21 protein-coding genes, 1 tRNA gene and 2 pseudogenes are annotated in these 25,697 nt (G+C 64.7%); 12 read left to right on the top strand and 12 right to left on the bottom strand.

What is annotated here, in order from left to right; genetic code table 11:
- Positions 1 to 171: 171 nt before the first annotated feature.
- The gene (locus OG874_RS37730) at positions 172 to 1,047 is read left to right on the top strand and encodes an NRDE family protein (RefSeq protein ID WP_330251815.1); all 876 of its coding nucleotides are present in this window, start codon (positions 172 to 174) and stop codon (positions 1,045 to 1,047) included.
- A 54-nt stretch (positions 1,048 to 1,101) separates the two neighbouring features.
- On the opposite strand, the gene OG874_RS37725 is transcribed toward OG874_RS37730, so the two are convergent.
- Positions 1,102 to 1,866, bottom strand: coding sequence for a hypothetical protein (locus tag OG874_RS37725; RefSeq protein ID WP_330251814.1), 765 nt, complete (start codon positions 1,864 to 1,866; stop codon positions 1,102 to 1,104).
- Positions 1,867 to 2,333: 467 nt separating this feature from the next.
- Here OG874_RS37725 and OG874_RS37720 point away from each other — a divergent pair, with 467 nt between their 5' ends.
- Together OG874_RS37720 and OG874_RS37715 are read left to right on the top strand one after the other, a co-directional pair.
- Entirely contained in the window at positions 2,334 to 5,435 is a 3,102-nt protein-coding gene (locus tag OG874_RS37720; protein ID WP_330251813.1) for a (Fe-S)-binding protein, read from the top strand.
- 98 nt (positions 5,436 to 5,533) lie between these two features.
- Positions 5,534 to 5,666, top strand: a pseudogene (locus tag OG874_RS37715) (type II toxin-antitoxin system VapB family antitoxin); the annotation flags it as partial.
- A gap of 149 nt (positions 5,667 to 5,815) precedes the next feature.
- On the opposite strand, the gene OG874_RS37710 reads toward OG874_RS37715, so the two are convergent.
- The 4 genes from OG874_RS37710 to OG874_RS37695 form a co-directional block, all read right to left on the bottom strand.
- A complete protein-coding gene (locus tag OG874_RS37710) occupies positions 5,816 to 6,409 on the bottom strand; it encodes a QsdR family transcriptional regulator (RefSeq protein WP_330251812.1) in 594 nt (197 codons plus the stop codon).
- Between the two features lies 1 nt (position 6,410).
- Positions 6,411 to 7,559, bottom strand: coding sequence for an acyl-CoA dehydrogenase family protein (locus tag OG874_RS37705; protein WP_330251811.1), 1,149 nt, complete (start codon positions 7,557 to 7,559; stop codon positions 6,411 to 6,413).
- Complete coding sequence (locus OG874_RS37700; protein WP_330251810.1) at positions 7,559 to 8,788, bottom strand: acyl-CoA dehydrogenase family protein; 1,230 nt, start codon at positions 8,786 to 8,788, stop codon at positions 7,559 to 7,561. Before OG874_RS37700 ends, OG874_RS37705 begins: the two co-directional genes overlap by 1 nt.
- A gap of 162 nt (positions 8,789 to 8,950) precedes the next feature.
- The gene (locus tag OG874_RS37695; protein ID WP_330251809.1) at positions 8,951 to 9,496 is read right to left on the bottom strand and encodes a YdcF family protein; all 546 of its coding nucleotides are present in this window, start codon (positions 9,494 to 9,496) and stop codon (positions 8,951 to 8,953) included.
- Positions 9,497 to 9,646: 150 nt separating this feature from the next.
- On the opposite strand from OG874_RS37695, the gene OG874_RS37690 reads away from it, so the two are divergent.
- Both OG874_RS37690 and OG874_RS37685 read left to right on the top strand, forming a co-directional pair.
- Positions 9,647 to 10,969, top strand: a complete 1,323-nt coding sequence (locus OG874_RS37690; protein WP_330251808.1) for a UDP-glucose dehydrogenase family protein — start codon at positions 9,647 to 9,649, stop codon at positions 10,967 to 10,969.
- A gap of 152 nt (positions 10,970 to 11,121) precedes the next feature.
- The gene (locus tag OG874_RS37685) at positions 11,122 to 12,453 is read left to right on the top strand and encodes an Hsp70 family protein (protein ID WP_330251807.1); all 1,332 of its coding nucleotides are present in this window, start codon (positions 11,122 to 11,124) and stop codon (positions 12,451 to 12,453) included.
- Between the two features lie 455 nt (positions 12,454 to 12,908).
- Here OG874_RS37685 and OG874_RS37680 read toward each other — a convergent pair.
- The 3 genes and pseudogenes from OG874_RS37680 to OG874_RS37670 form a co-directional block, all read right to left on the bottom strand.
- Positions 12,909 to 14,180: pseudogene (locus OG874_RS37680) on the bottom strand (YibE/F family protein); the annotation flags it as partial.
- A 392-nt stretch (positions 14,181 to 14,572) separates the two neighbouring features.
- Positions 14,573 to 15,829 (bottom strand): pyridoxal phosphate-dependent aminotransferase, encoded by a 1,257-nt coding sequence (locus OG874_RS37675; RefSeq protein WP_330257595.1) that lies wholly within the window; start codon positions 15,827 to 15,829, stop codon positions 14,573 to 14,575.
- Positions 15,830 to 16,067: 238 nt separating this feature from the next.
- Positions 16,068 to 17,078 carry an XRE family transcriptional regulator gene (locus tag OG874_RS37670; RefSeq protein ID WP_330251806.1) on the bottom strand — a complete coding sequence of 337 codons (1,011 nt, stop codon included), beginning with the start codon at positions 17,076 to 17,078 and terminating at the stop codon, positions 16,068 to 16,070.
- Positions 17,079 to 17,639: 561 nt separating this feature from the next.
- Between OG874_RS37670 and OG874_RS37665 the strand changes: the two genes are divergently transcribed.
- Entirely contained in the window at positions 17,640 to 18,089 is a 450-nt protein-coding gene (locus OG874_RS37665) for a hypothetical protein (protein WP_330251805.1), read from the top strand.
- Between the two features lie 256 nt (positions 18,090 to 18,345).
- On the opposite strand, the gene dcd is transcribed toward OG874_RS37665, so the two are convergent.
- Positions 18,346 to 18,918, bottom strand: coding sequence for a dCTP deaminase (gene dcd, locus OG874_RS37660; protein WP_330251804.1), 573 nt, complete (start codon positions 18,916 to 18,918; stop codon positions 18,346 to 18,348).
- Positions 18,919 to 18,966: 48 nt separating this feature from the next.
- On the opposite strand from dcd, the gene OG874_RS37655 reads away from it, so the two are divergent.
- Positions 18,967 to 19,206, top strand: a complete 240-nt coding sequence (locus OG874_RS37655; RefSeq protein WP_330251803.1) for a hypothetical protein — start codon at positions 18,967 to 18,969, stop codon at positions 19,204 to 19,206.
- Positions 19,207 to 19,381: 175 nt separating this feature from the next.
- A tRNA-Gly gene (locus OG874_RS37650) sits at positions 19,382 to 19,455 on the top strand.
- A 402-nt stretch (positions 19,456 to 19,857) separates the two neighbouring features.
- Here OG874_RS37650 and OG874_RS37645 read toward each other — a convergent pair.
- Positions 19,858 to 20,037, bottom strand: a complete 180-nt coding sequence (locus OG874_RS37645) for a hypothetical protein (protein ID WP_330251802.1) — start codon at positions 20,035 to 20,037, stop codon at positions 19,858 to 19,860.
- Between the two features lie 441 nt (positions 20,038 to 20,478).
- On the opposite strand from OG874_RS37645, the gene OG874_RS37640 reads away from it, so the two are divergent.
- Together OG874_RS37640 and OG874_RS37635 are read left to right on the top strand one after the other, a co-directional pair.
- The gene (locus OG874_RS37640) at positions 20,479 to 21,006 is read left to right on the top strand and encodes a hypothetical protein (protein ID WP_330251801.1); all 528 of its coding nucleotides are present in this window, start codon (positions 20,479 to 20,481) and stop codon (positions 21,004 to 21,006) included.
- Positions 21,003 to 21,248 (top strand): hypothetical protein, encoded by a 246-nt coding sequence (locus OG874_RS37635; protein ID WP_330251800.1) that lies wholly within the window; start codon positions 21,003 to 21,005, stop codon positions 21,246 to 21,248. Before OG874_RS37640 ends, OG874_RS37635 begins: the two co-directional genes overlap by 4 nt.
- A gap of 1,106 nt (positions 21,249 to 22,354) precedes the next feature.
- Here the strand turns inward: OG874_RS37635 and OG874_RS37630 are convergent.
- On the bottom strand, positions 22,355 to 22,555 hold the full coding sequence (locus tag OG874_RS37630) for a hypothetical protein (RefSeq protein WP_330251799.1): 201 nt from the start codon (positions 22,553 to 22,555) through the stop codon (positions 22,355 to 22,357).
- A gap of 82 nt (positions 22,556 to 22,637) precedes the next feature.
- Between OG874_RS37630 and OG874_RS37625 the strand changes: the two genes are divergently transcribed.
- Entirely contained in the window at positions 22,638 to 23,807 is a 1,170-nt protein-coding gene (locus OG874_RS37625; protein ID WP_330251798.1) for a pentapeptide repeat-containing protein, read from the top strand.
- A 75-nt stretch (positions 23,808 to 23,882) separates the two neighbouring features.
- On the opposite strand, the gene OG874_RS37620 is transcribed toward OG874_RS37625, so the two are convergent.
- Positions 23,883 to 24,392: a hypothetical protein gene (locus OG874_RS37620; protein WP_330251797.1), complete on the bottom strand. Its 510-nt coding sequence runs from the start codon at positions 24,390 to 24,392 to the stop codon at positions 23,883 to 23,885.
- 206 nt (positions 24,393 to 24,598) lie between these two features.
- Here OG874_RS37620 and OG874_RS37615 point away from each other — a divergent pair, with 206 nt between their 5' ends.
- The gene (locus tag OG874_RS37615) at positions 24,599 to 25,396 is read left to right on the top strand and encodes a hypothetical protein (RefSeq protein WP_330251796.1); all 798 of its coding nucleotides are present in this window, start codon (positions 24,599 to 24,601) and stop codon (positions 25,394 to 25,396) included.
- The last annotated feature ends 301 nt before the right edge of the window (positions 25,397 to 25,697 follow it).

The raw sequence follows: 25,697 nt of genomic DNA, 5'->3' as shown, positions 1-25,697 counted from the left end.
CTACAACAAACCGTTGGGTGGGTAAAGTTTCCAGCCGACGGCTCGAAAAGGCCGACAGCGGCGACGCTGTCGGCCTTTTTGCTGTCATTGCGGGCGATTCACTGACCTTGCACGCCCGAACGGACGGAAATGCTATGTGGGCCCGCGGCATGTTCCGGCATTCTGGAGTGCATGTGTTTGGTGTTGATCGGTTGGCGGGCGCATCCGGAGTATCGGCTGATACTGGCGGCCAACCGGGATGAGGTCTATGCCCGCCCGACCGAGTCGATGCGGTGGTGGCCCGAGGTACCGGGACTGCTGGCCGGGCGCGATCTCGGGGCGGTCGGCAAGGCCGTGGGCGATCCGCCGGGCACCTGGCTCGGGCTGACCCGAGAAGCACACGGACGCAACCGTTTCGCGACGGTGACCAATGTGCGCAATCCGAAAGCCGAACGCGCGGGCGCACGTTCGCGTGGCGCGCTACTGATGGACTTCCTGCGCGGCAGCGGCGAATCTCCGGGCCCGGAAAAGTACGTCCTCGACGTCGCGGCCGCACCGGATGACTACAACGGATACAACGTACTGGTCTCCGACCTCGAATCGCTGTGGTGGCATTCCAACCGCAGCGCCCTGGCACCGCAGGAGCTCGCACCGGGCTTCCACGGCATATCCAACGGCACCTTCGTCACCTCGGCGGCGCCCGGCCCCGCGGCAGAACTGGAAGCGCCGCAACCTATTTGGCCCAAGGTGCGCAGCGGTCTCACCGAACTGCGCGGCGTGGTCGAATCGGATCCCGGCGCGGTGGGGCGCTACTTCGAGGTGCTGGCCGATCGCACCGAGGCGCCCGACGATCTGTTGCCACACACCGGAGTTCCGCGCAAGCGCGAACGCGCGCTCTCGGCCAGGTTCATCGCGAATGCGATACACGGGACCAGGGCGAGCACGGTATTGCTGGTACGCGAGGACGGTTCGTTCGAGATGGCCGAACGCTCCTTCGGCCGGTTCGGCCGGCGCAAGGGCGCGGAAACCTTCAACGGCAGTTTGGAACTGCGCGAACGACAGTCCTGAAAACACAAAACCGGCCCGGTCTCAATAGAGAACAGGCCGGTTGAGTTCGTCGAATCAGTTCGGCTGCTGAACCGGCGCGGGCTGTGCCGCGGCAGTAGGCTTCGAGGCAGCCGCCACCGGCGTCTCGGCCCACTTCGTGGTGCCATCCGGCGCCTGCAGGGTGTTGAGCAGCTCCATGCCAGCGGCGACCAGCGTCGGACCACCGACGACCATGGTGCCCAGGATGCCGCCGATACCCGCACCGATCGGCAGACCGGCGATGCAGCCGACACCGAACAGCGGGAGACCGAAGATGCAGCCGACGACCGCACCGATCGCGGTGCCGATGAAACCACCGACCGCGGTCGCGATGCCGAAGTTGCTGGCGAATTCGTTCTGCGCGCGCTGGTTCTCGACCGGCGATGCGATGTCCTTGGCGAGGACCGGCTTCGCGACGACCGGCTTATCGGACACCGCGAGATTCGCCGGCTTCTCCGGGGTCACCTCGAGCACGGTGTCGTCGTTCTTCATATCCGCCTTGACCGGCACGAGCTTGCCGTCGACGTCCACGTTGAGCGGGAAGGAGACGAGCGTGGCGCCCTTGCTGTCGCGAACGTTGGCGACCGTGGTCTTCGGATCGTCGGCGGTGGCGCCGGGTTCCTCTGTCAGCGAGAAGGTCCCCCCCTTGAGCGCCGCCACAACGGTCTTGTCCACCAACTTGACGGAGTAGGTGATGCCGGGATCAGCCGGTGCGACCGGCTCGGCATGCGCGGTTCCGAGACCGATGGTCATCGCACCGATGGCCATGGCGGCAGCCGCGGTGGAGCTGCGGAGATTCATTCAGTTTCCAATCCATCTCATGGGTGTCCGCGAGCCGCCTCCGCCACGCGAGAGCGCTCATCAACCCGAGGTGGTCGGTCCCCGGATTCTCCCCGAGCAGTGTGAAGACAAGCACAGCAAACGGAACGTCGTGAGCGTAATCCAACCGACATGAAGATGCGAGATCCGCTACTCATTCTGTGATCCCAGCGTGACTAAGCCTGTCCTTATCGCCGAGACGGCACCGCGCACTGTTTACGGTGGTTGTCGCCCGAACTCACACACGGATCGCACGATCTTCGTGAGATCCCTCACAGGCAGATTGTGGGTCAAGCCCCAGGAAGAGGGGGCAATGCATAACTGCCGATCGTACGATAGACAGGTAAGTTACCGGTGGGTAACTTACCGGCAGTTAGTATACGAGCCAACCCGGGTGGCGCGATCGCCACCCATGCAAGCTCGTGTTGCCTCTAAAGAAAGGTCGCGACATGAATGCCCTGACAGTGACGCTGGGCACGATTGGGGCGACGCTCAGCCTCCTGTGTTGGGCGTCGTTCATCGGCGGCGTGCGGAATATCGTCCGCGCCATCATGATCGGCCAGCCCGCGCCGGACCGTTGGCGACCGTTCTTCCCGCGCATCAAGCAGATGCTGGTGGAGTTCATCGCGCATACCCGCATGAACAAGTTCCGCACCGTCGGCTGGGCGCACTGGCTGGTGATGATCGGCTTCCTCGGCGGCTTCATGCTGTGGTTCGAGGCCTACGGCCAGACCTTCGATCCGGAGTTCCACTGGCCCATCGTCGGCGCCTGGCCGATCTACCACCTGTGGGACGAGATCCTCGGCATCGGCACCGTGGTCGGCATCCTGGCGTTGATCATCATCCGTCAGTTGAACCACCCGCGGATCCCCGCGCGCCTGGCCCGCTTCAGCGGCTCGAAGTTCGCCCCCGCCTACGTGATCGAGTCCATCGTGCTCATCGAGGGGCTCGGCATGGTCTTCGTCAAGGCCGGCAAGATCGCCGCCTACGGCCACTCCGATCCGGCCACCGACTTCTTCACCATGCAGGTCGCGAAGATCCTGCCGGCGAGCACCACCATGGTCGCGCTGTTCGCGTTCGTGAAGCTGATGTCCGGTATGGCCTTCCTGTACCTCGTCGGACGAAACGTCACGTGGGGTGTCGCGTGGCATCGTTTCTCGGCGTTCCCGAATATCTATTTCAAGCGCGAGGACGATGGGACGGTCGCGCTGGGTGCGGCCAAGCCGATGATGTCCAAGGGCGCGCCGGTGGATATGGAATCCGCCGATCCCGATACCGACACCTTCGGGGCCGGGCGGATCGAAGACTTCTCGTGGAAGGGTTGGCTGGACTTCACCACCTGCACCGAGTGTGGTCGTTGCCAGTCCCAGTGCCCGGCGTGGAATACCGGTAAGCCGTTGTCGCCGAAGCTGTTGATCATGTCGCTGCGGGACCACGGGTATGCGAAAGCGCCGTACCTGCTGGCGGGTGGACGTAAGGATATGGGCGGCGACGAGATCGGCCTGGTCGATGCCGAGGGCAAGCCGAACGAGGCCGCGCTGGCGAAGATTTCGGATGCGGCCAAGGCCGAGGCCGAACGTCCACTGGTCGGCGGCGAGGATATTTCCGGCATTATCGACCCGGAAGTGTTGTGGTCGTGCACGACCTGCGGCGCCTGCGTCGAGCAGTGCCCGGTCGATATCGAGCACGTCGATCACATCATCGATATGCGCCGCTACCAGGTGCTCATCGAATCGGAGTTCCCCTCCGAGCTGGCCGGATTGTTCAAGAACCTGGAGAACAAGGGCAACCCGTGGGGCCAGAACGCCAAGGACCGGCTGAACTGGATCAACGAACTCGACTTCCAGATCCCCGTCTTCGGCCAGGACGCCGACTCCTTCGACGGCTATGAGTACCTGTTCTGGGTCGGCTGTGCCGGCGCGTACGAGGATCGCGCCAAGCGCACCACCAAAGCCGTCGCCGAACTCCTGGCCACCGCCGGAGTGAAGTTCATGGTGCTCGGCGCGGACGAAACCTGCACCGGTGACTCGGCCCGCCGTGCGGGTAACGAGTTCCTGTTCCAGCAGTTGGCCGCCCAGAACATCGAACTGCTGAACTCGGTGTTCGAGGGTGTCGAGCAGTCGCGCAAGAAGATCGTGGTCACCTGCGCGCACTGCTTCAACGCCTTGAACAACGAGTACCCGCAGGTGGGTGGCAGCTATGAGGTGGTGCACCACACCCAGCTGCTGAATCGCCTGGTGCGGCAGAAGCAGCTGATCCCGGTCGCGTCGGTATCGCAGAACGTCACCTACCACGACCCCTGCTACCTGGGCCGGCACAACAAGGTCTACAACGCACCCCGGGAGTTGATGGAAGCCTCGGGGTCGACCCTGGTGGAAATGCCCCGCCACGGCGAACGGTCCATGTGCTGTGGCGCCGGTGGCGCGCGCATGTGGATGGAAGAGCAGCTCGGCAAGCGCATCAATATCGACCGCGTCGACGAGGCCCTGGCCACTCTCAATGGCGGCAACGAGCCCTCCAAGATCGCGACCGGCTGCCCGTTCTGCCGCGTCATGCTCACCGATGGCGTCACCGCCCGCAAGGATGGCGGCGAGGTCGCCCAGGGTGTCGAGGTCGTCGACGTCGCCCAGTTGATGCTGGACGCCATCGACCGGGTCGACCCGTCGAAGCTCACCGAAAACCTGACCGTGGTGCAGGAACCGAAGACGGCCCCGGAGCCGGAACCGGTTGTCGCGGAACCCGAACCGGTCGCCGAGACTCCCGCCGAGCCCAAGACCGCGCCCGCCGGCGGCGGCTTGGCGATGAAGGGCGGCGGCAAGGCACCCGGTGGTCTGGGCATGAAGGGCGCGGCCAAGGCACCCGGTGCTGGCCTCGGCATGAAGGGGGCAGCAAAAGCACCCGGCGCCAAGGCACCCGAAGACACCGCACCCGCAGCGGAATCGGCTCCGGCCGCGCCCGCCAAGGGCCTGGCCATGAAGGGTCCGGCGAAGGCACCGGGCGGCAAGGGACTCGCGATGAAGGGGGCCGCCAAGGCACCCGGAGCTTCGGCACCCACCGAGCCCGCACCGGCCGCCGAGGCAGCGGCCACCCCGGCACCTCCGGTCAAGGGCCTCGCCATGAAGGGGCCCGCGAAAGCACCGGGCGGCAAGGGCCTCGCCATGAAGGGCGCGGCCAAGGCACCTGGAGCAAAGGCCCCGGCCGCCCCTGCGGCGACAGCGGCCCCCGAAGCCGCACCGGCTACGGAAACCCCCGCCACCGAACCGGTTTCGACCCCCACCGAGGTCAAACCAACGGTCGCCGCCAAGGGCTTGGCCATGAAGTCCGGCTTCAAACGCCCCGGCCCCAAGGCCCCCGGCTCAGCAACCTCGACCCCGGCTGCGCCCGCTGGTACGGCCTCGACCGCAGAAGCTCCTGCGGCACCAGCCGAATCAGCTCCGGAACCAGACCAGCCCACCAATGGCAACGGCACCCCCGAGGTAGCACCTCCGGCCGCCAAGCCGGGCGGCCTCGGCTTCAAGTCCGGCGCAAAGGCCCCGGGCCGCAAAAGCTGACGGCCACAACTGAACAACACTCGACCCGGGCCCATTCGGACCCGGGTCGAGTTCTATCCACAGCCCGCGCAACTCGAACACCAACCCAGGATGCTGATATCACTGTTTCTAGAAATCTGATATCAGGAGGTTCCCGGACGCTAATCGACATCGACGATGACGCTCTCACCCTCGCCGCAGAGGAACTGGGTACCAAAACCAAGGTCGCCACCGTCAACGCCGCACTGCGGGAGGTAGCCAACCGGCGAGCGGTTTCGAAGATGATTCAGCAGCTTCGCGATAGCGAGACCGACCTACGCCCGAGGCGATGAAGGGAGCCTGGCGCTGAGGACACGGTCCGCCACATCACCGCTTGAAGACGAGCCGACCAGTCGCGAGAGTCAGCGTTTGCCGGATGCGGCGGAAACGAGCAGTTCGACCATGGCGGTGGCCTTTTCCGATCGCGGTGGGTCGCCGGTGATGATGTCGCTCCATACGAAGGCTTCGCCGATGCGCACGATCGCGTAGGCGAGATCGCGGATTTCGATGCGTGCGTCGAGATCCGGCAGTCCGGCCAATCGCGAAGCGGCCCAATCGATCATGCGGCCCTGCACGACGCTGTAACCGGAGGTCAGTACGCGCAGGCCGTATTCGGGATCGTCGGCGACGAACCGGGATAGCGGCTCGAAGGTGCGCACGGTATCGGCGAGCTTGCCGAAATTGCGGACGAAACGTTCGGCGGGCGCACCGGATCCGCGCGCCTCGACCCGGGTGATCGCCTCCGCGATGACGCGCCACACCACCTCGCCGATCACCACTTCCCGACTGCCCCACCAGCGATAGAGCGTGGCCCGGCCGATGCCCAGCTCGCGGGCGAGCTGCTGCATATCGACGCGGCGGCCATCGAGGAACCAGCGGTGCGCGAGGTCGATCACATCCTCGCGCACCGGCTTCGGCGCGAGGTCCACATCGGATCGCGGCGAGCCGTCCGACACGCTACGGCCTCGTCAGTGCCGCGTAACGCGTGAGATGCTGGTCACTGGAACCGAATTCGTGCTCGATCACGGTCAGGCGTTTGAAGTAGTGACCGATCGCGAGTTCTTCGGTCATCCCCATCGCGCCGTGCAACTGCACGGCGTTCTGGCCGATGAACCGCGCGGCACGGCTGATGGTCACCTTCGCGGCCGAGACCGCTCGCGCCCGGTCCGCGGCGGCCGCACCCAGTGCATAAACAGCCAGGTACACCGCGGCGATGGCCTGCTCGAGCTCGATGAACATATCGACCATACGATGCTGCAACACTTGGAAACTGCCGATCGGCTGACCGAACTGCTGCCGCTGTTTGGCGTATTCGACGGTGTCCCCCAGGACTTTCCGCATACAGCCGACGGCCTCGGAAGCGATTGCCGCGATCGCCTCGTCCACTGTCACATCGATTGCGTCCCATGCCGCCCCCTCGATGCCCAAGAGCGCATCGGCGGGCAGCCGGAATCCGCTGAATGTGATGTCGGACCCGAGCCTGTCATCGATCGTCCGGTAGGAATGCACTTCCATACCCGCGGGCGGATCGGCCGCGTCGAATTCGGTGAGGAATAACGAGATTCCGTCCTTGTCCCGCCGATTACCGGAGGTCCGCGCGGTAATGAGGAGATGGGTGGCCAGCGGCGCACTGGTCACCACGGTCTTGACGCCGTCGAGCACCCACGAATCACCGTCGCGGCGCGCGGTGGTCGATACGTCGTGCAACGTCTGACCCGAGGTCGGCTCCAACGACGCGAAGGCGGTCCGCGCGGCACCGGAAACGATCTGCCGCAGTACGGAATCGGCCCGATCGCCACCGCTGCGGTTCAGCAGACCCGCGCCGATGACCACCGTGTCGACGTACGGTTCGACGACGAGCGCGCGGCCCAGTTCCTCGGTGATGATCATCAACTCGACCGGACCGCCGCCCATGCCATCGACGCGCTCCGGCAATGTCGCGCCGAGAATGCCCAGCTCCTCGGCGAATCCATGCCATACGCCCGGCTGCCACCCGGCCTCGGATTTCGCCGCGCCACGACTCTTCTCCAATTCGTAACGGGCGCCGAGGAATCCGGCCACCGTATCGCGGAGGAGTTCCTGCTCGTCGGTGAAGGTGAAGTCCATCAGAGCCCCAATGCTGCCTTGGCGAGGATGTTTCGCTGAATTTCGTTGCTGCCCGCGTAGATCGAGCCCGCCCGGTCGTTGAAATAGCGCAGTGGCGCGACGGCCTGCCAATCCTCGCCACTGCGATATCCATCCGCGGGCGGGGTGAATTCGGCGATCGGCCCGCCGGGTTCGGTGGCGTGCGGCTGGTAGACCCGGCCGCGTGGACCGGCCGCCTCGAGCGCCAATTCGGTGAGTCGCTGACTCAATTCGGTAGCCAGGATCTTGAGCATCGAGGACGCCGGGCCCGGATTCTTGCCCTGTGCCATTTCCGAAAGCGTGCGGTACTCCAGGATTTCGAGCACCTCGGTCCGAATGCGGGCCTCGGCCAGTTTCGCCGCGAACGCGGCGTCGTCGATCAGCGCGTTGCCGTCCGGTCCGGTCTGCCCGCCCGCCGCGGCGGCCACCTCCTGGGCCATGACCTGCAGCATCGGCGAGGCCGCACCGCCGCGCTCGTGGACAAGCAGATATTTCGCGACCGTCCAGCCGTCATCGATCCGGCCGAGCACATTGCTCTTGGGCACCCGGACGTTATCGAAGAAGACTTGGTTCTGCACCTGTTCGCCGGAGGTCATCACCAGCGGGCGAATCTCGATACCCGGCGTCGTCATATCGATCAGCAGGAATGTGATGCCCTGCTGCTTCTTTCCCGCGCGCGAGGTCCGGACCAGACAGAAGATCCAATTCGCTTCCGTCGCGTGGGTCGTCCAGATCTTGCTGCCGGTGCAGCGGAAATCCGCGCCGTCATCGACGGCGGCCATCGTCAGCGCGGCCAGGTCCGAACCGGCCTCCGGCTCCGAATACCCTTGGCAGAAGAAGATTTCCCCGGTCAGGATCCGCGGCAGATAGAACGCCTTTTGTTCCGGCGTCCCGAACGCGATGATCGCGGGCGCGACCATTCGGATCCCCATCGGCGACAGTGTCGGCGCACCGGCCAACATCGATTCGCGATTGAAGATGTAGTGCTGAGTGAGGCTCCACTCGCATCCACCGTGCTGCACCGGCCAGGCGGGCGCGGCCCATCCGCGCTCGTGCAGGATGTGCTGCCATCGCATGCTCGCCGCATGGTCCGGATACACGCTCGTCGCCAGATGTCCGGCCCGGCGCAATTCCGGCGTCAGCTGCTCGTCGAGAAATGCGCGAACCTCGTCGCGGAAGGCCAGATCGGCCGCTGACCAGTTGTAATCCATCTGCCCTCCCGGCGGGATGTGCGTCATCGCATCCGTGTCGCACTGCGGCTCCACGAGACACAATGTACGTCTGTCTCACCCCGGAATCAAACTGAGGCCACCCGCCTGCACTTGACCGTGATCGATTCTCGAGCAATCCGCGCTGAACGCGGCGGCCCGGCCCTAGCAGTCCTCGAACAACGCCTTGACGAAGCCGGCGGACTGATAGAAGTAGTCGTACGCCCACCGGCCGACGGACAGCCGCGGCCGCGGATCCACCATGAGAATCTCACCGTCCCAGCACTTCCCGAGGATGTAGCGGGCCCGCGAGATATGCGGGGTGAAGGTGATGACGATGACTCGACGCCAGCCTTCGGCCGCGGCGCGCTCGGCCAGTTCGCGCCCCTCGCCGCGCGTGGTGCGCGGCGACGGATCGAGGCAGGTGACCTGGAAGCTATAGCGGCTGTGGCAAATTCGATTCATCAGCGCACTGTTCTCATACGGGTCGGAGAACAGCACCTGAGGCGCGTAGCCCGCGCCGGCCAGCCGCAGCCCCAGCTTTTCGCGCCCATCGTGCGCACCGCCGAGCACCAGGATCGCATCGGCCCGCGCGGGCGCGTCGACCCGAGGCCGGACATAGACCGGCCACAAACCCGCGACGAGAACCACCACCGCGACGCCCAGTACCACCCAGGCGCTACGTGCCCGGATTCCGCGGTGGCGTCGCACAAGATCGATCGTAACTGGACCGTCATCGAGGAAGTCTGCGCAGGTCAACAGGGCTGTTCCGGATTCATGTCGCCACATGTACATCTGCTGTTGCCGAGACACTTGCCTCGCTGACCTGCGTCGGCCATCGGCGGGATCTATCAATCGATCATGCGATGCACAGTCTTCGGAACCGGGTACCTCGGGGCCACGCACGCTGCGTGCATGGCCGAGCTCGGGCACGACGTGGTCGGCGTGGATATCGATCCGGGCAAGGTCGCGAAGCTGTCCGATGGCGTGGTGCCGTTCTATGAACCCGGGCTGGAGGAGGTGCTGCGGCGCAATCTGGATGCGGGCCGGCTGCGGTTCACCACCTCATATGCGGAGGCGGCGGCCCATGCGCAGGTGCATTTCCTCGGGGTCGGGACGCCACAGAAGAAGGGCGAGTACGCCGCGGACCTGAAGTATGTACACGCCGTGGTGGATACGCTCGCGCCGCTGCTGGAGCGGCCGTCGGTGATCGTCGGGAAGTCGACGGTTCCGGTCGGCACCGCGGCGGCATTGGGGACGCGCGCTCGCGCGCTCACCGATACCCCGGTGGAGGTCGCGTGGAATCCGGAGTTCCTGCGTGAGGGGTTCGCGGTGAAGGACACGCTTCGTCCGGATCGACTGGTGCTCGGGGTGGATCACGCACGCGACGCGGCCGCCTGGGTCGAGGACCTGGTGCGCGAGATCTACGCGGACCTGATCGCGGCCGAGGTGCCGTTCCTGCTGACCGATCTCGCCACCGCCGAATTGGTGAAGGTCTCCGCGAATGCCTTTCTCGCGACCAAGATTTCCTTTATCAACGCGGTATCGGAGGTCTGTGAGGCGACCGGCGCGGACGTGACGATGCTGGCCGACGCGCTGGGCTACGACGCGCGCATCGGCCGCCGATTCCTCAATGCCGGACTGGGTTTCGGCGGCGGCTGTCTACCCAAGGACATCCGCGCGTTCATGGCGCGCTCCGGTGAACTCGGCGCCGATCACGCGGTGGCGTTCCTGCGCGAGGTCGACAACATCAACATGCGCCGCCGCACCAAGATGGTCGATATGGCCACCCGGGCCTGCGGCGGATCGCTGCTCGGCGCGAATGTCGCGGTGCTCGGTGCGGCGTTCAAACCCGAATCCGATGATGTGCGCGACTCACCCGCGCTGAATGTGGCCGGGATGATCCAGCTGCACGGCGCGGTGGTGACGGTGTACGACCCGAAGGCGGCGGAGAATTCGCGGCGCGTATTCCCCACGCTGAACTACGCGACATCGGTGGCCGAGGCCTGCGATCGCGCCGATGTGGTGCTGGTGCTGACCGAGTGGGACGAGTTCGTCGCATTGCATCCGCAAGACCTCGATCCGGTGGTCCGCAAGCGGTCCATCATCGACGGCCGGAACTGTCTCAATCGTGCCACCTGGAGAGCCGCGGGATGGGTGTACGCCGGACTCGGCACACCGTAGAGTTGCCTGGCGAGGCGGGGGCAACGCCGGATCGATCAGGTCCAGCCTTCGGCACTGTCGGACGTCGGCGGTATGGTCGCGAAGGCGGGCCATTCCACCGGCGGGCGGCGCAGGCTCGCATGTCGTGATGTGTGAAACGGGATGGGCAGCTGATGAGTTCGGTTCTGGGAGTTTCGGTGGGGGCCGGCGCCGTCCGTATGGCGCGGCCACACGCCGCGAACCCTCACGGCCGGGTCGCGCCGCATTCGTTCGATCTGCAGACCATTCCCGTCGTCGAACATCAGGTGGAGGAGCTGGCCGCCGAGGCGATCGGCGTGACGCTCGTTTCCATGCCCGGCATCGCCGCCACCGCGATCGCCTACCGCAGTGAGCAGCACGCCAAAGCGCTGCGGGCGGCCATGGCGCGCCAGCAGCTCACCAATTACGAACTCGTGCCCGAAATCATCGCGGCGCTCGAATTCGCGCAGTCCACCGGGGATATTCGCGGTATCTCCGCACTCGTGGTCTACGACCTCGGCAGCTCCGGATTGACCGTCAGCGTCGTCGACACCGAGACCCGTGAGATCCGCCACAGCGAACGCACCAGCGATATCAGCGGTGACTACCTCGATTCGCTGATTCGCGAACAGCAGATCGCCTCGGGCCGGATCGCGCATCCGCCCGATTCGGCGGGGCTGGCCGCCCTGGACGCGCTGTGCCGCGAGGCGAAGGAACAGCTGTCCACAAACACCGCCGTGGCCCTGCCGAGCGAACAGGGCCTGGTTCTGCTCGCGCAGGAGAACTTCGAATCCCTCATCATGCTGGCGATCGAATCATCGGCCCGGATGGCGCGCGATGTGATCGTGCGCGCCGATCGACCGGTGCACGGTGTGCTCGTGATCGGCGGCTGCGCCCGAATTCCGTTGATCGCCAAGGTGCTCGAACGCTGGATGGGTGTGCCGGTCATCGTGCCCGACAATCCGGAGACGGTGGTGACCCGCGGCGCGGCCCTGCTGGCGCGTCCGGTTCGACCCGTGGGCACCAACTCGCAGCACCACGCACCCGCCGCGGATTCGCTGCTCGATGACGACGAACTCTCGCCCGCTTGGCTATCCGCGCCACCCAAGCGCCGCCGCAAGCGCGAGATCAACGGCGCGGTGCTGACCGTCAGCGCACTGGCCGTGGTCGCCGCGATCGGACTCGGCCTCGGCTACGGTCCGCAAGTCCTGGAACGCGATTCGCAGAGCGGCGACCGCGCCACCTCGATCTCCCCGACCAGCCCGCCGCGCACCACCACCCTCGATCCCCAGATCGCCGTCGCACCCGCAACCACCACCGATGGCAGCGAGTCGGTCGCCGCACCGCCCCCGCGTCGCGCGACGACTTCGGAACCGGCACCGACGCATCCGGGGCCGAATACCATTGTGGTGCCCGGCCTTCCGACGATCGTGCTGCCGACCATCCCGCCGGAGATCTTCCCCTTCCCGCCGCCCGCGCCGCGCTGAGCTGGGCCGGCTCCCGGAGGTAGGAGCGGTTGCGCGATACCTCGCAGTGCTTTCGCGCGTACCTCCAGTGCATTGGACAGAGATCCCGGCGTCACCGACTTCGGCGAATTCGCAGTCGCTGGTGAGCGTTAGTGCCTGTGCGGGTCCTCGTCGTTCCAGCTTTTATAGCCCCGAGGCTCTGGGCGGCGGTAGCCGCGGGGGTCGGTGTTCTCGTAGTCGCTTTCGTACCCTTGCGGGTCGGCGCTGCGGTAGCCCCGATTGCGGTCGTAGGCGCGGGAGTTGGGGACCTGGCCCGGGTCCGGGTCGTCGTCCCAGTCTCGGTCCGAGAACCGTTGGCGGCCGGTGTCTCTCGGGTCGGTGGCCACACCCGTGCTCGATGGGTTGGCGACACCGGCGCTCGATGGGGTGGCGGCCGAACGGGATGGGCCGCGGCGGGTCGAGCCGGTCGCTTCGGACTTCGCGTGCCGGGAGTGGCGGGCAGCAGTGGCGGGTTCGGGTTTGTGGCCGAAGGGGCGGGCGAGCATGACCGCGATCGCGGTGGTCAGCGGGACCGAGAGGGCAAGGGCGATGCCACCGACGGACGAGCGGGCGATTTCGATGGCGACCGCGTCGCCGGTCAAGACGTCGCGGATGGAGCGGCCCGCGACGCTGAACAGCAGCAGCAGTGGCAGCGCGCCGCCCGCGTAGGCCAGGACCAGGGTGTAGACGGTGCTCGCGATGTGGTCGCGCCCGACTCGCATGGCGGCGGTGAAAACCTCGCGGCGCGATGCGGATTCGTCGATGGCGGCGAGTTCGAAGGCGGCCGATGCCTGGGTGATGGTGACGTCGTTGAGCACACCGAGCGAGCCGATGATGAAGCCGGCCAACAGCAGGCCGGTGATGCTGACGTGCTCGATATAGGTGGCGACGTTGGTGTTCTGCTCTTCGGAGAGCCCGGTCAGATGCGTCATCTCGATGGCGACCCAGGACAGCACCGCCGCCACGATCATCGAGGTCAGCGTGCCAAGCAGCGCTGAACTGGTCCGCAGATTCACCCCGTGCGCGAGATACAGCACGGCGTACAGGATCAGCGCACCCGCGACCAGCGCGACCGGAATCGCGGGCTTGCCGTCCAACAGCGCGGGCAACATGAACAGCACAAGCACCGCGAACGCGAAGACCAGCCCGAGCAATGCGCGCAGCCCACGCCAGCGCGCCACCACGATGATCACGACGACGAAGAGCAGCACGATCAGCGTCAGCGGCAGCCCGCGGGAGTAGTCCTCGAACGAGTACATCGGCATCCCGCTGGGGTCGGTCTGCCGGACGATCCTGATGTGGTCACCGGCGTGCAGATCGGGCTGCCCCGGGCCGGGCGGGATTTCGAACAGGGTGCGATTGCCCTTGTGCGGTCCCGAGTCGATGCTGATGAGACTGCGCTGGCAGGTATAGCCGCCGGCGCGCGGCTGTTCGGGTTGGTCGATGAACACCTTGCCGGTCGAACTGCTGCCGCAATTACCGATGTCCTGCAGCACCACGGTCCCGGCCTCGGTCTGCACCGCGCCGCCGCCCGCGTTCTGCATCGGCAATGGAATATCGATGTGCTGGCTACTCGGCCACAGCACGATCGTGGCGATGACGACGATGACGCCGATAGCGGCGAGCAGCCCGACGACAACACGAGCCGCGGTGGCACCGATAGCGATGGGCCCCGAATGGTCGTGGTGATGGTGATGATGCTCGCTCACCGGACTCCTACCTTGTCGTCTGTCGTCCCGGTGCGAGCTTAAAGGATTTCATTTTCAAGATCGGCTCCGACGGCGAGCAACCGCGGCGTCGGGGAACGTTCCGAAGTGGAAGTCGGGAGGGGGCGGCGGAGAGCAGGGGGATGTCTCCGCCGCCCGCAGGTTGGCGCCCAGGGGGGTAGGCAGCCTAACCCGAGGTCAGGTTGTCCAGGGGGGGTAGACAACTTGACCGGGCACTCGAAGTGCCAAGAGAGACTGTACACAAAAAGTCTCGTTTAGCGCTAGCGGATAACTAAAACTCGCAGATATCCGTACGCGAAGTATGTTTCAGTCCCCGAAGCGGGGCGATCCGGTTGCCCAGAACGCGCCAGTAGCAGAACGACCGAACAGTCCCCCTACTGCCGGTAACCCGACAGGAAGTTCCCGAAACGCTCGATCGCGACCGCGAGGTCACGCGCCCACGGCAGCGTCACGATCCGCAGGTGATCATGATGCGGCCAATTGAAGCCGGTCCCCTGCACCATCAGAATTTTCTCCTGGAGCAGCAGGTCCAGGATCAGTTTCGAATCATCGCGGATCTCATAGACGTTTGGATCCAGCTTCGGGAACGCATAGAGCGCGCCCTTCGGCTTCACACAGGACACGCCCGGGATCATGTTCAGCCGCTCCCACGCGACATCGCGCTGCTCGAGCAGCCGCCCGCCGGGCAGGATCAGATCCTCGATGCTCTGATGTCCGCCGAGCGCCACCTGAATCGCGTGCTGCGCGGGCACATTCGGGCAAAGCCTGGTCGAGGCGAGCAGGTCGATACCCTCGAGGAAGCCGGCCGCATGCTCTTTGGGGCCGGTGATCGCGAGCCAGCCGGAGCGGTAACCCGCGACCCGGTAGGCCTTGGACAGACCGTTGAACGTCAGGCACAGCAGATCGGGCGCAAGCGAGGCCAGCGAGATGTGTTTGGCGTCGTCGTAGAGGATCTTGTCGTAGATCTCGTCGGCGAGCAGCAGCAGCTGATGCTTGCGCGCGAGGTCGACCAACTGCTGCAGCACCTCGGCGGAGTACACCGCGCCGGTCGGATTGTTCGGATTGATGACCAGCAGCGCCTTGGTCTTGGCGGTGATCTTCGATTCGATATCGGCGATATCGGGCTGCCAGCCGTTGGACTCGTCGCATAGGTAGTGCACCGGCGTGCCACCGGCCAGGCTCGTCATCGCGGTCCACAGCGGATAGTCGGGCGCCGGGATCAGCACCTCGTCACCGTTGTCCAGCAGCGCCTGCATGGTGATGGTGATCAGCTCGGAGACGCCGTTGCCCAGGTAGACATCGTCGACGTCGAGTTCGGGAAAGCCAGGGACCAGCTCGTAGCGGGTGACGATGGCGCGCCGGGCCGAGAGGATGCCCTTGGATTCGGAGTAGCCCTGGGCATAGGGCAGTGCGGCGATGATGTCACGCATGATCACATCGGGCGCCTCGAATCCGAAGGGGGCCGGATTGCCGATGTTGAGCTTGAGGATGCGATGCCCCTCCGCCTCCAACCGTGCCGCATGCGCGTGTACCGGTCCACGAATTTCGTAGAGGACGTTCTGCAGCTTCGTGGACTGCTCCAGCGCGCGTGGCGGGTGATGCGGTAGGTGGCTTGGACTCACCCGTCCTATGGTGCCATCCCTGGCAACCGTGTTTTTTGCCGCGCGGGCGCGGCGTGTTCGCGGCCCCCGTGTGTCTCGCGTCCGAGCCGTCGAGACTCGCGCCTACGGCGCATGCGCTTCGACGACTCGGACGCGAGACGGGCCGCGAACGGTCGCTCGTAAGACTCGCTCCGTGGTGGTTGCTAGTGCTGATAGGCACGTTCAGCAGGTGGTTTCACCCGCGTGCGGTCGGCATCAATGATTGGACTCAGGCCGACGAAGTGCCCGGCGGGATGCCTTTGGCCGCCGTGGATCCGCAGAATTCCTCGATCCGCTCATCCAGGAGGCGCGCTTCCACGGCATCGTGGAACGCTGGACCCGCGATTCGGTGCCGCACGCCGAGGAGCCGTTCCTCCAGTTGGGCGATGCGCTTGTCCTCGGCGAGCCCGAGCACCGGAAGCAGGGCGGCGGCCGCGCCGTCCAGGCTGCCATTGATCAGGTGCGCCGCGGCGCTGTCGACCCGAGCCATTGCCTCGGCCCCATAGGAGCGCTGCTCGGACGGACCGCTCGCGTACAACTCGATGGCCCGCTGGGTCGCGGATAATGCGGGTTGGGCCTGACCGAGATGGATATAGGTCGCACCCGCGTAGTAGTGGGCCTTCGCCTCGTTGAAGCCGAAGACACCGCCGACCTCGTCGTGCAGGGTGTCGGCATCCGGCGCCTCGCGGGCAGCATCGGCGGCGCGAATGCAGCGATCGGCATCGGCGGCACTGCCCAGCTGGGACCAGATCCTCGCCTCGATATTCAATAGTCGTACCTTGGCCGTGGCCGATTCGGCGAACTCCTGTCCGCTCTGCGCCAGCAGGACGCCGCGGCGCGGGCGGTCGGACCAGTATTCGATGAGCGCGTGCATGCCGCGGGTCCAAGCGCGCAATCCGTTGTGCCCGCACAGCTCCGAATACGCCCAGGCCGCCCTGATCTGCTCGCCTGCGGCATCCAGATACCCCAGGTCGGTGCTCGCGTTGGCGAGCAAACCCGACAGTGTGCCCGCCAATAGGTATAGATGACTGGTGTCGGCGGGACGCTGATGTCCCTCCAGCAGTCGGTAGACCCGGCGTCGCACCCGCAGCATCTCCACCATCATCGGTACCGGCGGGATGTGCACATAATCGTTCGCGATGCGCGTGACATCGGCGTCGAGCTGTTCCAAGGTGGTAGCACCCACATTCGTGCTCTCGGCCTGGCCGGCGTGCTCGCTCGCCTCGTGGGCAGCCGCCATGATCAGATCCCTCTCCGAAATCGCTGCTAACGCATCACCTCTCATCGCACCGGCGTCTATGAGAGCCAAAAGGTCCGCGTCACTCGAATAATTGACGCGGGCCGAGGCATCGGCCCGCGTGTCGAATCCGGGCGCGGCTGGTCGATCGAGCACAGGCTGATCGATCATGGCCGCGAACCGTGCCCGCACAACATCATCGGACCTGGCCAGAGATGTATCGAGAGCGGCTTGATTGATCGGACGTGGATGGACCCGCGCGCCGCCGGCCTCCCACTTCGATACGAGGCGCTCGTGCACTCCCAGATGTGCCGCGAACTCACGAATACTCATCCGCCTGGCATCGCGCAGAGCCCGGGCTTCTCTACCTGACCAGTGCCGGACCACGATGCCATCCCTTCCGATCGAACTCCTTCCCAGGGTACGAGCGCTTAGTGAGTGCGGCCACAAATAAAGCGATCCGCTATCAGAGGCAGCGGAATGGCAGTGGAAGGCGAGCAGGTTGGCATAGCCGAATCACGGCCTCCCGCAGGACCCTTGAGCGGAGGAAGGCAAGGAGCGGCCGTGAATGTGGAAAAACTCAGAACAGTCGACGATTGGGTGGCCTTCTACCGACACGAGTTCGGGTTACCGGTTACCGAACGCGGCGGGTTCGTCATGCTGCCCATCAACGGCCGGGTCTGTGTCGTCCACCTACCGACCGCCCGGGCCGAAAAGGTCAGGGCCGCATTGGAACAGCAGGGGACGAGGGGCCCCATGCTGGCCAGGCAGATCCGCTGGAGCTTCCTTGCCGAGCCGGACAGCCGGCCGGGTGCGCAGGTATTGGAGGTGCTGAACCGTCTCGATATCGGCATACCCGCCATCGGCAGTGCCGTGATGTTGCCGACCGGGCTCGGGCGGTGGACCCGGGAAGGGTGCTTCTGGGTCAACCCACCGAGTCACGGCGACACGCTCCCACCGTTGTCCGTCATCATCACGACGGCATTGGCAGTGGGTGCGGGCGGCGGGGACTGAATGCGTCGTCGGTCCCCGCTGTCGTCCGGCACCGAACCTACCGAGCCCGCCCCTTTACTGGCAGTCGACAGGGGCGGGCTCGGTAGGTGTTTTCGGGTCGAGACCGGCGCAATCACGCGATCTGGCGTGGACGAATGGGCAGTGAAAAGGCGGCGGAGTTGCGGAGGGCGAATGTGGTTGGCGTCGATGGCATTTCCGCCGGCGGTGCACCGAGCAGGTCGGGTTGTCGCCGATGACCTATGGGTCGCTGATGCGGCTAGGTGGGCAGCGGGAAGTTCAGGTAGGACTTCGAGGGCGTCGGGCCGCGCTGGCCCTGGTACTTCGAACCCGCGGTCGTGCTGCCGTACGGGTTCTCGGCGGGGCTGGTCAGCCGGAGCAGGCAGAGCTGGCCGATCTTCATACCTGGCCAGAGGGTGATCGGCAGGTTCGCCACATTCGACAACTCCAGCGTGATGTGGCCGCTGAAGCCCGGATCGATGAAGCCCGCCGTCGAATGCGTCAGCAGGCCGAGCCGCCCCAGACTCGACTTGCCCTCCAACCGACCGGCCAGATCGTTCGGCAGCGTGCAGACCTCCAGCGTGGAGCCGAGCACGAATTCGCCGGGATGCAGCACGAAGGGCTCACCGTCGGCGGGTTCGACCAGGCTGGTCAGCTCGTCCTGGCGTTGCGCGGGATCGATGTGGGTGTAGCGGGAGTTGTCGAAGACCCGGAACAGTCCATCCAGGCGCACATCGATACTCGACGGCTGGATCAGATTTTCCTGGAGCGGCTCGACGCCGAGACGCCCAGCGGCGATCTCCGCACGGATGTCACGATCGGAAAGCAGCACGCCGACGAGCGTAGCGCCTGCTGGATGACGCTCCTCAGCCGCCGCTCGATGACAACCCGAGAGCGACACCCTCTCAACTGTTCAGCACTGCCGCAGGAACTCTCGGACGGCCTTGGCGAATCCGGTCGGATCGCCCTTGTGCACGAAGTGATCGGCATCAAGGGTGATCAGCGCGGAATTCGGCCGCCGGGCGATTATCCCGTCGGCGAGGGCGGGGCATGGCTGTCGGTTGCCGGTGACGAGCAGAGCCGGACAGTCGCTGCCCAGCCAGTCGGCCCAGTGATCTGAGCCTCGGAATCGAACATATCCTGGCCGACGCACATCAGCGGCATCAAGAAGGCCGCCGAACGCTCAGCCGAAAATCCGGAGTAATCCGGACCTGGGCCGCCCGGCTCGGCCGGGGAGTGAGTTGACCGACGTAGTGCCTGGTCTGATAGAGTCGCGAGCGCACTCGGTGCGGTTCGCCGATGTAGTTCAATGGTAGAACTTCTGCTTCCCAAGCAGACAGCGCGGGTTCGATTCCCGTCATCGGCTCCACAGGAAACCCCCGTTCAGGGGGTTTCCTTCTACCACTGCATCTCCGGATTTCTCGTTGGTGTAGCCAGCAGCGCCGCGACGTCGCGCGATGCTGTCGACGAGGGCCATCTCGATCCCCGTTCACGCCTCCGTCGGCCGATCGGCCGGACCCACGGAGCACGCTCGGCACACTTGGAAGTACCCCAAACCTACAGGCCACATAGTGTTTTCGCACTACCACGCAAGCCCGAAATACAGAAGTTTTGGTGTGATGCACCTCCCTGATACTTTCCATTTCCCCTGGTCGCCCGACTCCGTCGGCCGCGCCGAGAGCGTCGACCGCACGTGTTGTATCGACCGCAGAACGCAGACCGCCCCACCCTTGGACAAGGACGGGGCGGCGGGCTCCGACGCGGACTCTCGCTACTCCTCGATATCGGCCGACTCGGCGAATCGCAGTCCCGGCCAATAGATCACCGTCGAATGGTCACGGACGTCGACGCGGCCCGCTGCCCGCAGATCGGCGGCCAGCTCGCCACGGCTGCCGTTCAGACGATCGTCGAGTAGATCCCTGAACCTGCGGAGGGTCTGGACGCGGCGCACCTCAAGTCCGAACGCGACAAACTCGCCGTCGAGAGTGTCGTACCCGTAGATGTCCTCGATGGCTTCCCGAAATATCTGCGATTCACACCGTGCAGCCGATAACCGAAATCAAATGTGACCGTGCCAAACTCGGCGACCGCCGCTGTGGCCGCTTCCAGAATTTCGCGGGTGACGGTCGCGAGTTCCGAAGGGCGAAATCGTCCAAATTCCGTCCGGATTCCAACCGGATTCGGACGGAGTTCGAGTCGAACGCAGGTAGAACCTTGCCGACGAGTTGCGTGCTGTTTTTGGGGTACCTCGACCACCAATCGAAGCGCACCGGCGTTGAAGCGATGCGGAAAAGCGCAGTTCGGCAGGCCAGAAGGGTGGATAGGCGAAGGCTCGCAACGCCGACAGAGCAGGTAGCAGGGGGTAGCAAGTGCTACAGCAAACGGCAACCAAATGGGTGGCAAATCTGTACCAGAAAAAGAAGTAGAAAAAGAAGTACCTACTTACGTAGGTACTGAAAAGACTTCATCGACCGCTCCGCAGCCGACGGCGACAATCAACCCGCCTGGCTTCGTCGAGTTCTGGGCCGCCTACCCGCGCCGCACCGACAAGGGCGGAGCACGCAAGGCCTACGCGAAAGCCATCACCCGCACCGACTCCTCAGCGATCCTTGACGGTGCCCGCCGATTCGCGGCAGATCCGAACCTCCCCGAACCGCAGTTCATCCCGCACCCGGCAACATGGCTCAACGGCGAACGCTGGACCGACGAGCCACTTCCCCCGCGATTCCGGCCCTCGTCCGCGCCCAGTCCTCAGCGCCCGAACGGGCTCACGCCAGCAGAAATGAAGTTCGCGCAAGCCGAAGCGCTCAAGGACAACCCTGACCCACGCATCCTCGCAGCTGCCGGAATACCCATGCCGCACAACACAATTCGTGAACTAGACGAATGGGCCACCGTCGCAATCGAGTCCGCGTCATGAGCTACACGGTCCGCTACAGCCGACCGCCGTCGATGAGCATCAGCTACGACTGCGGCGGAATGTCGTGCGGTATCGGCACTATCGAGCACGACGGCGACTCGTTCGTGTGCTCCGACTGCGGTACGTCCTGGACCGATGAGGGCGACGACGGCGAGCTGCACGAGCAGTGGTCCGGTGAGACACCGGTCGGCGATCCAGTCCACCCCGACGCCTGGTTTCCGAGGAAAAGAAGCCTGAAGTGACTCCCGACGAAGTGTTGATCCTGCTTCAGGTCGCGCAGTCGTACGACAGCCGAAACATCGACCGGCTGATGCAATCCGCGCGGCTCAACGCCGCGACGCGGATCGGCTGGAAGCGAGACGATGCGCTGCAAGCGATCCGCGAGCACTACGCCGTCTCGACGGAGCGGATCATGCCCGCGCATGTGACCGCGCTGATTCGTGCGGCAAGGCCAGTGCCATTCGCGCCAAAGTTCCAGCCCGCCTTGACAGTTGCGCCGCCAGCATCGGAGGAAGCCCGTTCGGCCGCGAGAGCTTTGTTCGCCTCCAAGGCCCGAACGCAGGAACCACGGAATAGGCCCCTGCGTCGACACAGACGGACGGAACCTATGCCGGTATGGGGGCGAGGTTGGTCCGGACCTACAGAGGGCGTTCACGGGCGATCTTGGGCGTGTCCTCGGCAGGTTGCGGGCGAACCGCGGCGAGTAGGCGGTGAGGCTGCCAGGATGACGGCGTGATCGACTGGCTTGCAGCAGATCCCGTGTCAACGGCAACCACATGGAAAGACTTCCTGCCTGTCGGTGTGCCGTTGGCGACCGTGAGCGCAGCGCTCATCGCGGGTAGGTATCTAACGCGCAATTCCAAAAAGACGCCGTACGAACACCTCGACGTCCTGATTAAGGCGCGCTCCGGATGGCCCGATGGGCTCGACGGCCGCGACTCCGTGGACAGGTCGATCGGTCACGCACTCGCGCAGATCCGGGTGAATGAGGGGAGCACTGCTCACCCTGCGCCGACGGCCGAGGCGCGAGAGGCTGACGAGCGCGTGGCTGACGAGCTTCGAACCCGCACAAGGTTTGACGTGGTGATCCTTGGTTCGCTTTTTCTGGCCGTTGCTCCCTTGTTTGTCGTCGTCGTCATCGCGTGGTGGGAGGGACTGGATCAGTTTGCGGATGATCCAGTTGCCGGGGTTCTCAACTACATCGCCGTCGGGGCCGCTGGCTTGCTGCCGATCGTTAGCGCCGCGAAAGTAGTGGAGGCCGTGCGATGGTTGAAGAGGGATAACGCCGAAAGGTCGAGGCGCGTACCGGTCCGCCTGACGATGACATCCCGGAGCAGTGGTGCGACTACTAGGCGGACTCGGAAGTCTGGCCCGGCTCGCCGTCGGCGGGCACGAGCCGCCTGATATCGGTCGGCCACTGATAGACACCGGGCTTCGGCTCGTCGACGGATTCGACGAGCGCGCGGTTCGGGTCGCCATCGACACCGACTTCGATCACGCTGACGCCGCCTTCGCCTAAGCGGACGTGGGGGGCTACTCCGATCGCCACGGGGGCAGGTTAGCGGCGTAGACCGACAGGTTCGGTTCGCTGTAAAGCTACCGACAGCGGGCGGTCTATGTACCGTCTTGCTGTGTCCGACGTGGAGAAAGTGACGGCCGAGACGGCCGCGGGTGGAAGTCCTGACCGTGGGCTGGTCTTGAGGCGAAGCCGATCGCTTTTGTTCGGCCTCGTCGCCACGACGGTCGGTGGTGGAGTGGCGGGGTTCAGTGCAGCCCTGTTGTTCGGAGTGCAGGCGGGGTTTTCGCAGCCGCTCGCGACGTTCCTTGCCGGTGCTGGCGCGGTTTCCGCTGGCCTCCTGGCCTATCTCAACGGTCAACACAGTCGCGCACAAACCGAAGCTCATCACAAGGCTGATATGGAACGCGAGCGCGAGCGCCACCAGGAAGACTCTCGTCACACGAAAGAGTCGGCCCTGCGTGACCGCTACACCGCCATTACCGCCCAGATCGCCGACGACTCTGCCGCCATCCGGCAAGCGGGTGTGTACGCGCTGACCGCGCTCGCCGACGACTGGCATGCCTTCGGCGAGGACGACGAACGACAAGTCTGCATCAACCTGCTCCAGTGGTATCTACGTGTTCCGTTTCCCGAAGGCAACGACCCTGAGAAACCGGATCTGTCCGAACGTGAAATTCGACAGACCATCGTCAGCATTCTTGCCCAACGTCGAAGTCGATCGGCCGACGACCCGAAATCCTGGAAATACACCGATATCAGCCTGCATCAGGTGTCTCTGCCCAATTGCCACCTCGTTCAGTTCAATCTCACCGGTATTCACCTGTACCGCGCGAACCTTTCCCGCGCGGATTTGTCGGCCGCGAACCTCGCCGACGCGAAGCTCACCGGGGCGAACCTCACCGGCGCAATGCTCGTCATTACAAAGATGACGGACGCGATGTTGGCACGCGCAAACCTGACCACAGCAGAAATGTATGGGGTGTTCCTGAATGGCGCAGACTTGTCCGGCGCGAACCTGGCCGATGCCCGCCTGCTTAAAGCGGACCTGATCGAGGCAGACCTGACCAGTGCGAAGCTGGTCGGCGCAAACCTGGTCGGCGCAAACCTGACCGGTGCGAAGCTGGTCGGCGCAAACCTGACCAGCGCAGACCTGACCAGCGCAAACCTGACCGCCGCGAACCTGACCAATGCGAAGCTGGTCGATGCTCGCTTGTCCAGAGTCACCTACAACGAGTTCACGCAGTGGCCGGAGGGGTTTACTCCACCACAACCCGATGCCTGACCGCCGATAACGCCCGCTTATCGGCGGCCAGAAACGGCCGATTCAGTGAGGTTGCTGGAGATCCGAAATCTACTATCAGGCGTCGTCGCTCCCGTCGACGACCACCTCGATCTCGGGAAGCAAAGCAGGTTTCCACTGCGCGCCTTTGAGGCCTGCCCTCACACGCAGACACAGCCTGCGCTCATGCCCGGGGCGGATCTTCACCCAGAAGGCCACGGAACTACCAGCCTCCATCGCTTCGTTTCGCTCGGCGCGCTCGGCAACCACATCAGCCTGACGACTTACGTCGAACGTGATGCCGGGGCTGTCATAGATTTCGATGACGAGATGGTCCAGTTCGCCTCGTTCCAACTGGAGCTTCAGTCGGAATGATGATGCACCTGTTGCGGCAACCAAGCGCGGCTTTTTCCACAGCGGTGCGAGTTCCTCGTGTCGGCGCCGGGCGTCGATGTCGGCCATCCGATGTGCTGCGTCTGCTGACCTTTTCGCCGATTTCGCTTGGCCGACGGCAATAGCCGCACTGATCGACGCGATGGCGGCAGCGATCACTGCAACGGCGAGCATCAACCACTGGGCCAGACTCATACCCGGGAGAGTAGCTGTCGCCGACGGCCCTATCCAGGGAATGCGCTCCGTACTGGGGTACGGAGGCCAGCTCCGAACAGGACACAGCGCCTGCCGAGTAGGTTCCAAACTCGGTGATAGGCCCGGTTTATCGGCGGTCACACACGTGAACGGGCGCAGCGCAAACAAGTTGGTCAGGACCCCAGTGGATGCGGGAGGATCTACACATGAGAAACGGGCAGGCAGGGCGGTGTATCTTTTGCGGCTCGACGGGTCTTTCGAAGGAGGACATCTGGCCTCGATGGATTCGCCGCGCCACCTCCCATCCGGGAGGCGATAGCTCGTCTCAGCTGATCACCCACGCGTTCATCACTGATGCCGCTGCGGTTTTGGTCCCGGAGCATCGCCAGCGGCAAGGTCCGACTACCTCGCGGAAGGTGCGGAAAGTCTGTCGAAACCACTGCAACGGCGGCTGGATGTCGAGGCTCGAGACGGCAGCGATGCCGCTGCTCTTGCCGATGATTAAAGACACGCCAAACTGTGTGCTGTCGGTTGCCGACCAAGAGACGGTCGCACGTTGGGCGGTGAAGACCTCAATCATGATGCAGTTCACCGATGAAAGCACCAAAACGTCCCACCCTGATGACGACATAGCCTTCTACCACGCCCGTAAAGCATTGAGCATGAACCGGGTATGGCTCGGTAGGCACGAAGGCACGCGATGGGATCGTCGGCACTACCACGCGAACGCGGATATCTCCGACGCGACAAGGCGGCAGATTATCGACAAGTGGGGCACGACAACCTTCGTGGCCGACCGCTTGGTCGTGCTGGTGCTCTGGGATCCGCCGGGCCTCCTTTCCCCCTTGTTTCCGTACTCGTCGGAAACGGTATGTGTGTGGCCAGCCGTAAAGGAAGTCGTTTGGCCGCCTGCCGGTACGTTCACCGACGAAGCCCTGCAGCAAGCCGCGCTCTGGGTGCACAGAGCCGCCGGACGGGCCATTCGGAGCAGGGGGCAAGCGTAATCGGTGGTCAGAATCGGGATCCGCTGAATTTCCAGTGCCGTCGAGACCGGTCGATCCTCTCGGCTTTTGTGGCTGACTAACTTATCTGTCACTGGCTGAAGTGTCCGAGCTGGCGGTTGTCGCTGTTCTGACCACGGTATCTGTCACCGATTCTTCATGGTTGTTGTCACCAATCTGCTGGCTTTCCAGTCGAGAGGCCGCACGCCAGTGGCCTGGGCCGAGGAAACGGCGCAGGGACCGAAACGGCCGCTGCGGTTGTGAACCGGGCTCATACTTGTTCGGCTGGGTCTTCACAACCAAG

Origin of the sequence: Nocardia sp. NBC_00565, from assembly GCF_036345915.1 — a bacterium.
Classification (GTDB): domain Bacteria; phylum Actinomycetota; class Actinomycetes; order Mycobacteriales; family Mycobacteriaceae; genus Nocardia.
The sequence above is the reverse complement of the archived record's forward strand: the minus strand, read 5'-3'. Positions and strand labels throughout refer to the sequence as shown.